The following is a 14,063-nucleotide window of genomic DNA, read 5'->3' on the forward strand; positions in this document are numbered from 1 at the left end:
ACCGATGGTCGTGCTGGCCACCGATGTGCCCGTACAGCCTACGGCCCCGGGTCAGCAGACTTCCTCGAGATCCCGCCACTCGCGGGTGCCCGGGCTGTCCGCGACCCAGCCGTCGAGCAGTCCGCGCACCAGACCGGCCGGCGCCGCGATCCCGCATTCGCGCTCGGGGACCCACAGGGAGCCGGAGCCGGCCGTACGGTGCCCCAGCGGTCCGGGGTGCCCCGGCTCGCTGTGGTCGTGCGGATCCAGGTGCTCGCCGTCGCCCTCGTCGCTCGGCATCTCGCTCTCCGAGCAGGTCCGGCACAGCAGCCGCACCGACGAGGACCAGTCCTCGGCGGCGAACCCGGCGTCCGAGGCCAGCTGCTCCAGCGCGTCCCGGTCCGCCTCGGTGGCCGCCTCCAGCAGCACCACCCAGGTCGGCACAGGGGACGGTGCCCACAGCTCGATCTCGTCGAACACGGGGTACGAGGGCCCGGCCGCGGTCACCCGCTCTCCGTGCGGGACCCCGTCGTGGAGCACGACCTCGCCCCAGCGCCGCCCCGAGGAGGGCAGCGGGATCGACAGGACCTCCAGCCGGGCCGGGTCCAGCCTGCGGCCCCAGACCACCTCGGCCTCGCCCTCGGGCGAGAGCCGCACGGCGGCGCTGCCGAGTTCCATCCCGACCGGTTCACCCGCCCCGGCCGCATCGCCGGGCACCCTCAGCCCGTACGCCTGCCAGGCCCGCCGGGCCAGCGGCCAGTCCTGCAGCGCGGTGGCGGCGATCCCCACGTTCCACCAGTCCGGGGCGCCCGTCTCACGGTCCAGCAGGGCCACGGCACGCAGCCCGGCGGACCGCGCCTGCTCCCAGTCGTGCCGGAACTTGTGCAGCAGCGCCAGATTGAACCAGGACTCGGACAGCCAGGGCTCCAGGTCCGCGGCTCTGGTCAGGAGCGCGCCCGCGTCCTCGTACCGCCCGTCGCCGATCAGCGTGAACGCGCGGTCGGTGGCCTGCCGCCACGAGGCGGAGGGCCGATGCCGTACCTTCCCGAAGATCCTCACGATTCCCGCCTGCCTGGGGGCACCTCCCAGCGGTAGCTGGGGGACAACGGTGCAGCCTTGCGGACACTCCTACGGTCCCTCTTACTGGCATCCAACCATGCCCACTCGGACGGCCGCTCATTACCCATGGGTTACCCAGGTGGGACGGGAACAACTCTGCCACGTCCACCCCTGGCCAGAACCCTTGCCAGGCACTCCACGACCTCCGGCTGGTAATCGTGCCCGGTGCCCAGGCGGAGCCGCTCCAGGGCGGCCAGTGAGCCACCCGGGTGACGGCTTCCGCCGACCAGATCGTCGTACGCATTCACCGTACGCACGATCCGGGCCGGCAGGGGCTGCTCCCGGTACGGATCCGCCTGCCGCTCGACCACCACGGCGACCTCGGCGGGCACCCCGGTCTGCCGGGCCACCTCCCCGCCCAGCTCGGCGATCCGGCGGGCCTCGCCGTCCGGCAGCCCGGCCGTGGCCCCGTCCGGTACCGGGTCGACGAGGGAGAGCTGCCCGATGTCGTGCATGAGGGCGGCGTACTCCAGCACCGTGAGCTCCCGCTCCGACAGGCCCAGCTCCCGGCCGACGGCGCAGCTCAGGGCGGCCACGCGGCGGGAGTGGCCCGGCCGGGTGCAGCCGGCGATCTCGGTGGCGCGGGCGAGGGAGGTGATGGTCTGCCGGTAGGTGGTGCGGATCGCGGTGATCCGGTGGAAGGACAGCTGGGTCAGCAGCAGGGGGACGCTGAGGACGGGTATGGCCCACAGGCCGGCGACGGCCGCGCCGAGCGCCATCACGACCCCGGTGGCGCAGATCGCCGGGCCGATGCCGAGCTGGGCGCGCAATTCGTCGCGCAGCAGGGGACCGTACGGCCAGCCGGTCCGGGCCCAGGCCAGGGCGGCGGCGAGCACGGCGTCGCACAGGGCGGTGAGGCCCAGCAGGAAGAGCAGGAAGAGGACGAGGTACGGGCCCTGTCCCAGCCAGTGCCCCAGCCGGCCCGAGTTGTAGAGCGGCTGGAAACAGGCGGCGGCGAAGGCGGCGGTGAGCACCCGGCGGGACAGGTGGTCGAGGGCCGGGCCGCGGCCGCGGGCGATGTGCGGGACGATCCCGGCGAGGGCGGCCGCGACGACGACCGCGACGGTCTGGAGCACCCCGTGGTGGGTGGGCTGCCCGGCGCTCTCGCCGAGCAGGGCGTAGCCGAGGGCTCCGGCGGAGCCGAGCGGTGCGGGACTGCGGTCGAGGGGGCCCCGGCGGTCCCGGCGGGCGAGCTCACCGACGGCGATCAGGGTGCCGAAGGCCAGGGCGGCCCCGGGCTCAGCGACGCCGTTCCACAGGGTGTGGGCGAGCCCGGCGGCGGTGAGCACGGCCGCGGCCCCGCGCACGGTCCACACGGCCGGGGCCCTCATCAGCCCGCCCCGCGGGGCGCGGCCGCGCCCTCGGCCTCCCGGCCGGTCGGCTGCGCCGGTGCGACCGGGCCGGGGCGCCGCTCCGGCAGCCCGGCACCCGCCACCCCGGCGGAAGCAGCAGCCGGGAGCACCTGGAGGTCCTCGTCCGAGGTGACCACCGGGTGCCAGCCGGTCCGGCCGATCGCCTCGATGAGCGCCCGCACCATCGACGGGTCGAACTGCGCCCCCGCACACCGTTCCAGCTCGGCCAGGGCGACCGGCACCGGCCGGGCCCGGCTGTACGAGCGGGTCGAGGTCATCGCGTCGAAGGCGTCGGCCACCGCCACCACCCGGGCCAGGACCGGGATCTCCTCGCCGGCCAGCCCGTACGGGTAGCCGGAGCCGTCGACCCGCTCGTGGTGGTGCAGGATCGCGGACCGGGCCTCCCCCAGGGAGCCGATGCCGCGCACCATCTCGTGCCCGTACTCGGGGTGCAGCTCGATGATCCGGCGCTCCTCGGGGGTGAGCGGTCCGTCCTTGCGCAGCAGCCGGGTGGGGACCCCGAGCTTGCCGACGTCGTGCAGGATCCCGGCGATGCGCACCGTCTCCAGCCGCTCCTCGGTCATGCCCAGCTGGCGGGCGATCATCGCGGAGGCCTGGCCGACCCGTTCGCTGTGGCCGCGCGTGTAGCGGTCCTTGATGTCGACGGCCTGGACGAGGGCGCGGATGGTGGCGCGGTGCGCGGCGCGCTCGCGGTGGTACTGGGCGAAGACCCAGCAGGAGATGTACATCGGCAGCAGGACCAGCAGCGCGGCAGGGAGCCCGTAGGGGCTGCGCCACATGACGGCCATCATCAGGCCGGCCAGCCCGTGGACGCAGTGCGGGGCGAGGGAGCCCGTCGCGAGTCCCCGCCAGGCGGTGGCGGCCGGCCGTCGTTCGGCGACGGCCAGGACGCCGCCGTCGAGGGCGGTGAGCACCAGGCAGAAGGCGAGGGCCGCGACGGCCGCGGGCAGCAGTACGTAGGGGAAGTCGGCCGGCGGCAGGGGAGGCCCGGAGCCGGTGGCGGGCCCGCCACCGAGGGCGGCCGGGCCGCGCAGCAGCCCGTACGCCTGCCCGGCGACCCAGGCGGCGATCGCCTGCTGCGCGCCGTGCCACACGCGGCGCACCTGTACCGGCCGCTGGACGACGGTGCCCGCGAACCCGCCGGGCACCGCGACGAGCGCGGCGGCGGCGGGCGGCAGCAGGAAGACGGCGGCGAGCACGACGGGGAAGAAGGAGCCGATGCCCTCGGGCACCCGGCTGCCCAGCAGCGGGCAGGTCCGGACGAGTTCGCAGCCGAGGTAGAGCACGGCGAGCAGGGCCACGGCCGCCCAGGGCGTACCGGAATCCGTGAAGGCCGGGGTGACGCACGCGACGGCTGCGAGAACGGCGCACAGGATGTATCCGCGCGCCCCCGGCGGAAGTGCCCGCATGGCGCTCTCCTCCCCTGTGCCGTGCACATCGGGTGCTGAATCGAACCAGCACCGATTGGGGAGAATAGGTGGGGCCCGGAGCGAGGCGGGCCACATTTCCGCATTGGGCCATGCGGACGCCCCCGGATTAGCACATTCGGGTGAATGAAGTGCTCTTCCGGGGGCGGCTGTTCAGTCTTCGTACGGTGACCGGCGCGGGTCAGCCGGGAGCCGGGTTGTCGGCGGTGACGTCGTGGTCGGGCACGGCCTGACCGGACCTGATCAGCTCGATCCGGCCCATCACCTTCGACCGCAGGTCGGTCGGCACGTCGTCCGACCCGCAGCAACGCTTCACCAGCTTCTTCACGGCCTGTTCCAGGCCGTACTTCTCCAGGCAGGGATTGCACTCGCCGAAGTGCGTCTCGAACTTCGTGCAGTCACTGTCCGGCATCTCCTGGTCGAGGAACTCGTACAGGTGGTCCAGGACCTCAGAGCACTCTGTCTCGTGCGGCTCTCCGCAGCTCATGAGCCCGAGCCTTTCCGGTCGTTCGACTCTCCCGCGCCCGCGGGAACCAGCCCGCGCTCACGGGCATAGTCCTCCAGCATTCCGCGGAGTTGACGGCGGCCACGGTGCAGTCGGGACATGACCGTACCGATGGGTGTACCCATGATGTCCGCGATCTCCTTGTACGCAAAGCCCTCTACGTCGGCAAGGTAGACCGCGATGCGGAACTCCTCCGGAATGGCCTGCAGGGCTTCCTTCACGTCGGAATCGGGCAGGTGGTCGAGCGCCTGCGACTCGGCGGAACGCAGTCCGGTCGACATGTGCGACTCGGCGCGCGCCAGCTGCCAGTCCTCGATCTCCTCCGCGGCGCTGCGCTGGGGTTCGCGCTGCTTCTTGCGGTAGGAGTTGATGAAGGTGTTGGTCAGAATGCGGTAGAGCCACGCCTTCAGGTTGGTGCCCTCGCGGAACTGGTGGAAGGACGCGTATGCCTTCGCATACGTCTCCTGGACCAGGTCCTCGGCGTCGGCCGGATTGCGCGTCATGCGCAGCGCGGCCGAGTACATCTGGTCGAGGTAGCCGAGGGCGTCCCGTTCGAAGCGCGCATTGCGCTCCAGGGTCGTCTCCTCCGCGTGGCCTTCGTCGGTCCCAGCGACAGGACCCACCTCCTCCGACAGCGTGGCGGCTCCGAAAGCGGATCCGCTCGAATCGGAGAATAGTCGACCTTCCCGGCCCTCCGCCGCCCGAAGCGAGCTGCGCTTGGGCCCGGGCAGCACGGTCCACTCCAAGTCAGCGGCCTGCCGACGGTTCTGGCTGATGACCTGGGTCATGCGCTCCCTCTCCTCCGACGAGTTCCCCTACGTTCCGACATCCGAGACAACAGAAGGGACGGGCGGCGCATTCCCGGGCGACCGGCGGGTTTTCGGCTCCGCCGGGTCACCGCCGGCCGGGCTCACACGGGAAGCCGCGCGAGCCACTCCGCCACCGCTTCGGTGATCGTCACGAGCGCCTCCTCCTGGGTGGTGTCCGCCTTCTTCGGCACCGCGAAGCCGTGGTCCGCGTACGCCACCTCCACGAGCTCGTACGGGTCCTGCGCGCCCGGCGGCGGGAACTCCCCGGGGTGCCCGAAGGGATCCCGGCCGCCCTGGACCACGAGGGTCGGGCGGCCGGCCCCGGTGAGCTCCCCGGCGCGGGACTTCTCCGGCCGGCCCGGCGGGTGCAGCGGGAACGCCAGCGCCAGCACCCCGGCGGCGCCCAGCCCGGCGGCGGTCCGGCAGGCCACCCGGGCCCCGGCGCTGCGACCGCCCGCGACCACCGGCAGGCCGGACTCCGCGAGCGCCGGCCACAGCCCCCGCCACCCCTCGTCCAGCACCCCGGGCGCGGCGGCGACCTTCTTCCCGGCGACCCGCCAGGGCTGCTCGACCAGGGCCACCGCGATCCCGCGTGCGGGCAGGGCGGCGGCCAGGGCCCGCAGGTCCCGGGCCTCGATGCCGCCGCCGGCGCCGTGGCTCACGGCGAGCACGAGCCTCGGCTGCGCCGTCACGGCCTCGTGCCAGGTGATGCGGGCCTCGCCCGCCGGGGTGTCGACGCTCTCGGTACGCGTGGTCATGCGTCCCATCCTGCCGTCCGGCCCGGTCAGAAGAGGGTGGCCTCCTCCGGCGCGGCGAGCTCCGTCAGCAGCTCCGGTCCGTTGTTGCGCACGCTGCTCACGGCCGTGGACACGGGGTAGGCCCGCATCAGTCCGCCGGGCGGGGGCGCCAGCAGCTCCCGCAGGGAGCCCTCGGTGTCGGTGTTCGCGGGGTCCAGCCAGGCGTCCCAGCGGTCCGGGCTCAGCATCAGCGGCATCCGCGGGTGGATCTCGGAGAGCGAGCGCGGGCCCTCGGCGGGGGCGACGCCCAGGGGGCCGGTCTCGGCCTCCGCGGTGATCACCGAGCAGGTGGCCCACCAGGCGAGCGGGTGCTGGTCGGGCAGGGTCCGGTCGCGCCAGAACTCGTAGATCCCGGCCATGGCGAAGACGGAGCCGTCGGAGGGGAGCACGAAGTAGGGCTGTTTGCGGGCCCGCTTCTTCTTCCCCTCCACCTCCAGCTGCCGCTCGTCGTGGGCGGTGACCCACTCGTAGTAGCCGTCGGCGGGGATGATGCAGCGGCGCTGCGCGAAGGGCCGGCGGAAGGAGGGCTTCTCGTGCAGGGTCTCCGACCGGGCGTTGATCATCCGGGCGGCGCCGTCGGGGTTCTGGGCCCAGGAGGGGACCAGCCCCCATTTCAGGACGCGCAGCTGGCGAACCGGACGGGAGTGCGAGGCGTCTTTGAGGGGACGGTCGAGGACGACGTGGACCTCCTTGGTCGGCGCCACGTTGAAATCGGGGGCCAGGACCTCCTCCGGCTCCCATTTCTCGATGCCGAACGCCTCCACAAGGTCCTCGGCCCCACGACTGGCTGCATACCGTCCGCACATGGCTGTCACACTGCCATGCCACCCGTACACCACCGCAAGGAGTCCGCCACCTTATGGACAGCAGCACGACGGCCGGTCTGTGGGACCGGCTCACGGGCATACAGGCCGCGCCCGACCGGTGGCTGGTGATCGCCACGGGTCTGGTCGCACTGGCCGCGGTGGGGCCCCGCCCGCTGTGGCGGCTGTCGCGCAACGCGATCACCATCGCGCACGAGGGCGGGCACGGCCTGCTGGCGCTGCTGACCGGGCGGCGGCTGAGCGGGATACGGCTGCACTCCGACACCAGCGGGGTCACCGTCAGCCGGGGCAAGCCGACCGGGCTCGGGATGATCCTGACCGCCGCCGGCGGGTACACGGCGCCCTCGCTGCTCGGGCTGGGCGGCGCGGCGCTGCTGTCCGCGCACCGGATCACGCTGCTGCTGTGGCTTGCCACCGCCCTGCTGCTGGCGATGCTGGTGATGATCCGGAACGCGTACGGGGCGCTGACGGTCGTCCTGACCGGCGGAGCCTTCCTGCTGGTGTCCTGGCTGACCCCCGCCGAGGTGCAGGCCGGCTTCGCGTACCTGGTGGTGTGGTTCCTGGTGCTCGGCGGGGTCCGGCCGGTCTTCGAGCTGGGGGCCAAGCGCCGGGGCGGCGCGGCACCGGATTCCGACGCCGACCAGCTCGGCCGGCTCACCCACCTGCACCCGGTGGTGTGGCTGCTCTTCTTCCACGTCGTCGCGCTCTGCTCGCTGATCGGCGGCGCCCGCTGGCTGCTCGACCTGTGAGCGCTCCGGCTGCCCGGCCCGTGACCGCTCCCTGAGACGGCACCCCGATCAAGATCTGGGGCCGGGCGGAGCCACTAAAGTGGGGGCCATGACCGAGACCCCCGCGCTCCCTGCCCTCTGGCCCGCTCCGCTCGCCGATGGGACCGTCCACGCCACCGTCACGGTGCCGGGGTCCAAATCGGTCACCAACCGGGCCCTGGTGCTCGCCGCGCTCGCCGCCGAGCCCGGCTGGGTGCGCCGCCCTCTGCGTTCGCGCGACTCCCAGCTGATGTCCGACGCGCTGCGCGCGATGGGCGTCGGCATCGAGGAGACCGTCTCGTCCAGCTCCGCCGGTGACGGCGCGGGCGGCGAGGCCTGGCGGGTCATCCCCGCGGCCCTGCACGGCCCGACGACCGTGGACGTCGGCAACGCGGGCACGGTCATGCGCTTCCTGCCGCCCGTCGCCACCCTCGCCGACGGCGAGATCCGCTTCGACGGCGACCCGCGCTCCTACGAGCGCCCGCTCGGCCAGGTCATCAGCGCCCTGCGCACCCTCGGTGCCCGGATCGACGACGACGGCCGGGGCGCGCTGCCCATGACCGTCCTGGGCGGCGGGGCCCTGGAGGGCGGCACGGTCGAGATCGACGCCAGCAACTCCTCGCAGTTCGTCTCCGCGCTGCTGCTCTCCGCCCCGCGCTTCAACCAGGGCGTCGAGGTCCGGCACGTGGGCGGCAACCTGCCGTCGATGCCGCACATCCGGATGACCGTGGAGATGCTGCGCGCGGCGGGCGCCCAGGTCGACACCCCCGAGGCCGGCGGCGAGAAGGACGTGTGGCGGGTCACTCCCGGCGCGCTGCTGGGCCGCGACATGACCGTGGAGCCCGATCTCTCGAACGCGCAGCCCTTCCTGGCCGCGGCCCTGATCACCGGCGGCACGGTCACCGTCCCGGACTGGCCGCGCCGCACCACGCAGCCCGGTGACGCGCTGCGCCGGATCTTCACCGAGATGGGCGGCTCCTGCGAGCTGACCGACGCGGGCCTGGTCTTCACCGGCACCGGCAAGATCCACGGCATCGACGTGGACCTGAGCGAGGTCGGCGAGCTCACCCCGGGCATCGCGGCGGTGGCGGCCCTGGCCGACTCCGAATCGGTGCTGCGCGGGGTCGCGCACCTGCGGCTGCACGAGACGGACCGGCTGGCCGCGCTCACCCGCGAGATCAACGCGCTGGGCGGCGACGTCACCGAGACGGCCGACGGCCTGCACATCCGGCCGCGCCCGCTGCACGGCGGCACCTTCCACACGTACGACGACCACCGGATGGCCACCGCGGGCGCGGTGATCGGCCTGGCGGTGAAGGACGTACTGATCGAGAACGTGGCGACCACCGCGAAGACCCTGCCGGACTTCCCGCAGATGTGGACGGACATGCTCGCCGGGGACGCCGGTGGGGCCGGGGTTTCCAGGGCCCGCGCGGCAGGTGCGGGAGCGTAGGGCCCGTCATGCGCAGGTACGGCAAGCACACCGACGAGGACGACATCCGCCAGCGCCCCAACCCCAAGGGCAACCGGCCGCGGACCAGCATCCGGCCCAAGCACGAGGACGCCTCCGAGGGCTTCGTCCTCACCGTGGACCGCGGCCGGCTGACCTGCCTGGTCGAGGACCGCACGGTCCACGCCATGAAGTCCCGGGAACTGGGGCGCAAGGCGGCGGTGGTCGGCGACCGGGTCTGGATCGTCGGTGACCTGACCGGCAAGAAGGACACCCTGGCCCGGATCGTGCGGATCGAGGAGCGCAAGTCCGTCCTGCGGCGCACCGCCGACGACGACGACCCGTACGAGCGGGTGGTCGTCGCCAACGCCGACCAGCTGGCCATCGTCACGGCCCTGGCGGACCCGGAGCCGCGGCCCCGGATGATCGACCGCTGTCTGGTGGCGGCGTACGACGCGGGGCTCGAGCCGCTGCTGGTGCTCACCAAGTCCGACCTGACCTCGGCGGACAAGATCCTGGAGATCTACTCGACCCTCGGTGTGAACTACGTGGTGACCAACCGTGAGGAGCTCGCCACGGGGGACGCGGCCGACCGGGTGCGCGAGCGCCTCGACGGCCGGATCACCGCCTTCGTCGGCCACTCGGGCGTGGGCAAGACCACCCTGGTGAACTCGCTGGTCGCCGAGGGCCGCCAGCGCGCCACCGGGCGCGTCAACGCGGTCACCGGCCGCGGCCGGCACACCACCACCTCGGCGCTGGCGCTGCCGCTGCCGAGCGGCGACGGCTGGGTCATCGACACCCCGGGCGTGCGCTCCTTCGGCCTGCACCACGTGGATCCGTCCCGGGTGATCCTGGCCTTCCCGGACCTGGTGCCGGGGACCGAGGAGTGCCCGCGCGCGTGCAGCCACGACGAGCCGGACTGCGCGCTCGACAAGTGGGTGGAGGACGGTCACGCGGACCCGGCGCGGCTGTATTCGCTGCGGCGGCTGCTGGAGACGCGCGAACGCCGCGAGGGCGACTGACCGTCCGGCGGGGTTCGGCCGCGTTTGTCGGAGGCCCTGTCTGGATAAATGCATAATCGCAGCAAGTGACGCAATGTCACGTGACGCGGGGAGGCATTCGACATGGCGTGGCTGCTGGTCGTGGTCGCGGGATTCCTGGAGACCGGTTTCGCGGTCTGCCTCAAGCTCTCCCACGGATTCACCCGGCTGTGGCCGACCATCGCCTTCGCGTGCTTCGCGCTCGGCAGCTTCGGTCTGCTGACGCTGGCCCTCAAGAAGCTGGACGTGGGGCCGGCGTACGCGGTGTGGACGGGCATCGGCGCGGCCGGGACGGCGATCTACGGCATGGTCTTCCTCGGCGACCTGGTCTCCACCCTCAAACTCGTCTCGATCTCGCTGGTCATCCTGGGCGTCATCGGGCTCCAGCTGTCCGGATCGGCACACTGAGCAGCCTGCGCAGCTCGTCCGGCCCCGGCTCCTCCCCCGGCGCGATGACGTACGAGAGGGCGAGGCGCACGGCGAGTTCGCAGCGCTGCGGCCCCTCCCCCGGCGTCAGCGCGGCGGCCGCCCGGTCCCGGACGTCCCGGGCCAGTTCGCCGGGCCCGGGAGCCCGGCGGCCCGCCGCGGGCAGGCCCGCGTCCCAGGCGCCGGTGAGCAGGGCCCGTACGAGGGGCTGGGCGCGGGCCGCCCGTACGGTCCACTCCGCGACGGCGGCGAGCCGCTCGGCGGCCTGGGCCGGGGCGGACAGGGCCCGGTCCACCCCGTCGAGGTAGCGGTCGGCCTCGCGGCGGACCAGGGCTCGGCCCAGGCCCGCCTTGCCGCCGAACTCGTTGTAGAGGGTCTGCCGGGACACCCCGGCCGCGGCGGCCACGTCGACCATGCGCACGTCCGTCCAGGGGCGCGCCGAGAGCGCCGCTCCTGCCGCCTCCAGCAAGGACTCCCGGGCTGCCGGCATCCGCGCCTCCCCGTTCGGCTCTCTCCGGCCAGAGTTGACGGGTCGCCAGATCCTGTCAAGGGCGCGTCCCGGCCGCACTGTGGACCGCATTGGTCGGCGTCCGGGAGTCTCGATACTGTTCTGGCATGCCCGAGTATGACGATGACCTGCGCCTTGCCCTCGATCTCGCCGACGCGGCGGACGCCGCCACGATGGAGCGGTTCCGCGCCCTCGACCTGCAGGTCGAGACGAAGCCGGACATGACCCCGGTGAGCGAGGCGGACAAGGCGGCCGAGGAGGTCGTCCGGGCCGGCATCGCGGCCGCCCGGCCCGGCGACGCGATCCTGGGCGAGGAGTACGGGCTCGAGGGCAGCGGTCCGCGCCGCTGGGTGGTGGACCCGATCGACGGCACGAAGAACTACGTGCGCGGGGTCCCGGTCTGGGCGACCCTGATCTCCCTGATGGCCGAGGACGCCGACGGCGAGTTCCGCCCGGTGGTCGGCGTGGTCTCCGCGCCGGCGCTGGGCCGCCGCTGGTGGGCGTCGCAGGGCGGGGGCGCGTACGCGGGCGGCGCGCTCGGCGCGGCCACCGCCATCGGCGTCTCCAAGGTGGGCGGGCTGGGCGACGCCTCGTTCGCGTACTCCTCGCTGACCGGCTGGGAGGAGCAGGGCCGGCTCGCCGGGTTCCTGGACCTGACCCGCGCGTGCTGGCGTACCCGCGGCTACGGGGACTTCTGGCCGTACATGATGGTCGCGGAGGGCTCGCTGGACCTGTGCGCGGAGCCGGAGCTCAACCTGTGGGACATGGCGGCCATCGCGGTGGTGGTCCAGGAGGCGGGCGGCCGCTTCACCAGCCTCGACGGGGTGGACGGGGTGCACGGCGGGAACGCCGCGGCCTCGAACGGACTGCTCCACGACGAGATGCTGAACCTGCTGCGTCCGAGCGCCTGAACCTGCTGCGTCCGCGCGCCCGGCCCCGCAGCGCGCTGCCCGCGCTCCGTTGCGCGCCTTCTTGTCGGGCCTCCTCGGCCATGGGAATCTGATACTCCCCACGCTTGTGCGCTTGTGAAGCGTTTCACTGGAGGCGACTTCACCGGCGCACCCACCCAAGCGGGGGGAATCACCCAGGAGGTGGCTCTCTTCATGCTCGTCCGTGACGCAATGAGCACCGTGATCCTCACCCTCGGACCCGCTCACACCCTCCGGCAGGCGGCCTGCCTGATGTCCGGCCGGCGCGTCGGCGCGGCCGTCGTCCTCGACCCCGACCACAGCGGAATCGGCATCCTGACCGAGCGCGACATCCTCAACTCGATCGGCGCGGGCCACGATCCGGACCGGGAGTCCGTGGGCGCGCACACCACCAACAACGTCGTGTTCTGCACCCCGGACGCCACCGTGCAGGAGGCCGCCGAGGCCATGGCCCACGGCGGCTTCCGGCACCTGATCGTGCTGGAGCACGGCGGACCGGTCGGCATCGTGTCCGTGCGCGACGTCATCCGCTGCTGGGTACCGGCGCGGCGCACGGTCTCCGCGTGAAACGACGCCGGGCCGCAGTCCTCCGAAGAGGGCTGCGGCCCGGCGTCCTGCTACGGCAGGCGATCCGGATCAGCCGCGGAGGGCCTGGACCGCGGCTTCGAGCCGCTTGCCGAAGTCACCGTCCGCCTGGCGGAAGTTGTTGATCGCACGCTCGACGATGTCGTCACGGGAGACCTTGGCGATGAAACCGGAGAGGTTCTCGACCAGACGGGACTTCTCGTCCTCCGAGTACAGGCGGTAGAGGTTGCCCGCCTGGACGAAGTCGTTGTCCTCGCGGTGGACGGCAGCCGGGTGGTTGCCCGTGCCGCCGGTGAGCGGGACCGGCTGCCACAGCGGGCGGTCCGTCTGGTGCGGGCCGCCGAAGCTGTTCGGCTCGTAGTTCTTCGCACCCTTGTGGCGGCCGTCGTACAGGTGGCCGTCGCGGGAGTTGGTGCGTGCCTCGGTGGCATGCGGGCGGTTCACCGGCAGGTGGTCGGCGTTGATGCCGACGCGGTAGCGGTGGGCGTCGCCGTAGCCGAAGAGACGGCCCTGGAGCATCTTGTCGGGGGACGGACCGATGCCGGGGACGAAGTGCGCCGGGCTGAAGATGCTCTGCTCGACCTCGGCGAAGACGTTCTCCGGGTTGCGGTTGAGCTCCAGCTTGCCGATCTCGATCGGCGGGTAGTCCTCGTGCGGCCACACCTTGGTGAGGTCGAACGGGTTGAAGCGGTAATCGGCCGCCTCGGCCGCGGGCATGATCTGGACCTGCACGGTCCAGCTCGGGAAGTCGCCGCGCTCGATGGACTCGCGCAGGTCGCGCTGGTGCGAGTCGGGGTCCTCACCGGCGAGCTGGTTGGCCTCGGCCTGGGTGAGGTTCTTGATGCCCTGGTCGGTCTTGAAGTGGTACTTGACCCAGAAGACCTCGCCGGCCTCGTTGTTCCACTGGAACGTGTGCGAGCCGTAGCCGTTCATGTGGCGGTAGGACGCCGGGATGCCGCGGTCACCGAACAGCCAGGTCACCTGGTGGGTGGACTCGGGCGACAGGCCCCAGAAGTCCCAGACGTTGTCCGCCTCCTGCGAGCCCGTGTACGGGTCGCGCTTCTGGGTGTGGATGAAGTCGGGGAACTTGATGGCGTCCTTGATGAAGAACACCGGCGTGTTGTTGCCGACGAGGTCGTAGTTGCCCTCTTCGGTGTAGAACTTCAGCGCCCAGCCGCGGGGGTCGCGCACCGCGTCGGCGCTGCCGAGGTTGCCCGCGACGGTGGAGAAGCGCAGGAAGGTCTCGGTCTCCTTGCCGACCTCGGACAGGAACGTGGCCCGGGTCCACTGCGAGACGTCGCGGGTCAGCGTGAAGGTGCCGTACGCACCGGCGCCACGGGCGTGGACCACGCGCTCCGGGATGCGCTCGCGGTTGAAGTGCGCGAGCTTCTCCAGCAGCAGCTGGTCCTGGACCAGAACGGGGCCACCGACGCCGGCGGTCTCGCTGTTCTGGTTGTCGGCGACCGGAGCCCCGGCTTCCGTGGTGAGCGGTCCCTGCGTCACGTGCGCCTCCTGCGTCATTCCT

General features: G+C 72.7%; 15 protein-coding genes. 6 read left to right on the forward strand and 9 right to left on the reverse strand.

Features of this window, described 5'->3' with window-relative positions:
- Positions 1 to 51 precede the first annotated feature (51 nt).
- From ACGFZK_RS12265 to ACGFZK_RS12295, 7 genes are all read right to left on the reverse strand, one after another.
- Complete coding sequence (locus ACGFZK_RS12265; protein ID WP_393848777.1) at positions 52 to 1,038, reverse strand: tetratricopeptide repeat protein; 987 nt, start codon at positions 1,036 to 1,038, stop codon at positions 52 to 54.
- A 131-nt stretch (positions 1,039 to 1,169) separates the two neighbouring features.
- On the reverse strand, positions 1,170 to 2,429 hold the full coding sequence (locus ACGFZK_RS12270) for an HD-GYP domain-containing protein (protein ID WP_393848778.1): 1,260 nt from the start codon (positions 2,427 to 2,429) through the stop codon (positions 1,170 to 1,172).
- Positions 2,429 to 3,880, reverse strand: a complete 1,452-nt coding sequence (locus ACGFZK_RS12275; protein ID WP_393848779.1) for an HD-GYP domain-containing protein — start codon at positions 3,878 to 3,880, stop codon at positions 2,429 to 2,431. Before ACGFZK_RS12275 ends, ACGFZK_RS12270 begins: the two co-directional genes overlap by 1 nt.
- Before the next feature lie 199 nt (positions 3,881 to 4,079).
- The gene (gene rsrA / locus ACGFZK_RS12280; RefSeq protein WP_030012982.1) at positions 4,080 to 4,385 is read right to left on the reverse strand and encodes a mycothiol system anti-sigma-R factor; all 306 of its coding nucleotides are present in this window, start codon (positions 4,383 to 4,385) and stop codon (positions 4,080 to 4,082) included.
- The gene (locus ACGFZK_RS12285; protein WP_030385954.1) at positions 4,382 to 5,026 is read right to left on the reverse strand and encodes a sigma-70 family RNA polymerase sigma factor; all 645 of its coding nucleotides are present in this window, start codon (positions 5,024 to 5,026) and stop codon (positions 4,382 to 4,384) included. Before ACGFZK_RS12285 ends, rsrA begins: the two co-directional genes overlap by 4 nt.
- Positions 5,027 to 5,313: 287 nt before the next feature.
- Positions 5,314 to 5,970, reverse strand: coding sequence for an alpha/beta family hydrolase (locus tag ACGFZK_RS12290; protein WP_393848780.1), 657 nt, complete (start codon positions 5,968 to 5,970; stop codon positions 5,314 to 5,316).
- Positions 5,971 to 5,996: 26 nt separating this feature from the next.
- Positions 5,997 to 6,815, reverse strand: a complete 819-nt coding sequence (locus ACGFZK_RS12295) for an SOS response-associated peptidase (protein ID WP_393848781.1) — start codon at positions 6,813 to 6,815, stop codon at positions 5,997 to 5,999.
- A gap of 53 nt (positions 6,816 to 6,868) precedes the next feature.
- On the opposite strand from ACGFZK_RS12295, the gene ACGFZK_RS12300 reads away from it, so the two are divergent.
- The 4 genes from ACGFZK_RS12300 to ACGFZK_RS12315 all read left to right on the forward strand — a co-directional run bounded on the left by ACGFZK_RS12300 (position 6,869) and on the right by ACGFZK_RS12315 (position 10,498).
- Positions 6,869 to 7,582 carry a M50 family metallopeptidase gene (locus tag ACGFZK_RS12300; RefSeq protein ID WP_393848782.1) on the forward strand — a complete coding sequence of 238 codons (714 nt, stop codon included), beginning with the start codon at positions 6,869 to 6,871 and terminating at the stop codon, positions 7,580 to 7,582.
- 88 nt (positions 7,583 to 7,670) lie between these two features.
- Positions 7,671 to 9,053 (forward strand): 3-phosphoshikimate 1-carboxyvinyltransferase, encoded by a 1,383-nt coding sequence (aroA, locus tag ACGFZK_RS12305; RefSeq protein WP_393848783.1) that lies wholly within the window; start codon positions 7,671 to 7,673, stop codon positions 9,051 to 9,053.
- Between the two features lie 8 nt (positions 9,054 to 9,061).
- Positions 9,062 to 10,072 carry a ribosome small subunit-dependent GTPase A gene (gene rsgA, locus ACGFZK_RS12310; RefSeq protein ID WP_393848784.1) on the forward strand — a complete coding sequence of 337 codons (1,011 nt, stop codon included), beginning with the start codon at positions 9,062 to 9,064 and terminating at the stop codon, positions 10,070 to 10,072.
- A gap of 102 nt (positions 10,073 to 10,174) precedes the next feature.
- Positions 10,175 to 10,498, forward strand: a complete 324-nt coding sequence (locus tag ACGFZK_RS12315; RefSeq protein WP_073911826.1) for a multidrug efflux SMR transporter — start codon at positions 10,175 to 10,177, stop codon at positions 10,496 to 10,498.
- Here the strand turns inward: ACGFZK_RS12315 and ACGFZK_RS12320 are convergent.
- Positions 10,464 to 11,006, reverse strand: a complete 543-nt coding sequence (locus ACGFZK_RS12320) for a TetR/AcrR family transcriptional regulator (RefSeq protein ID WP_393848785.1) — start codon at positions 11,004 to 11,006, stop codon at positions 10,464 to 10,466. The two genes, ACGFZK_RS12315 and ACGFZK_RS12320, sit on opposite strands and share 35 nt — an antisense overlap.
- Before the next feature lie 125 nt (positions 11,007 to 11,131).
- Here ACGFZK_RS12320 and hisN point away from each other — a divergent pair, with 125 nt between their 5' ends.
- Both hisN and ACGFZK_RS12330 read left to right on the forward strand, forming a co-directional pair.
- Positions 11,132 to 11,935 carry a histidinol-phosphatase gene (gene hisN, locus ACGFZK_RS12325; RefSeq protein WP_393848786.1) on the forward strand — a complete coding sequence of 268 codons (804 nt, stop codon included), beginning with the start codon at positions 11,132 to 11,134 and terminating at the stop codon, positions 11,933 to 11,935.
- Between the two features lie 192 nt (positions 11,936 to 12,127).
- A complete protein-coding gene (locus ACGFZK_RS12330; protein ID WP_393848787.1) occupies positions 12,128 to 12,520 on the forward strand; it encodes a cyclic nucleotide-binding/CBS domain-containing protein in 393 nt (130 codons plus the stop codon).
- A gap of 69 nt (positions 12,521 to 12,589) precedes the next feature.
- On the opposite strand, the gene ACGFZK_RS12335 is transcribed toward ACGFZK_RS12330, so the two are convergent.
- The gene (locus tag ACGFZK_RS12335) at positions 12,590 to 14,059 is read right to left on the reverse strand and encodes a catalase (protein ID WP_393848788.1); all 1,470 of its coding nucleotides are present in this window, start codon (positions 14,057 to 14,059) and stop codon (positions 12,590 to 12,592) included.
- Between the last annotated feature and the right edge of the window lie 4 nt (positions 14,060 to 14,063).

Origin of the sequence: Streptomyces sp. NPDC048257 (assembly GCF_043201855.1) — a bacterium.
Taxonomy (GTDB): Bacteria; Actinomycetota; Actinomycetes; order Streptomycetales; family Streptomycetaceae; genus Streptomyces.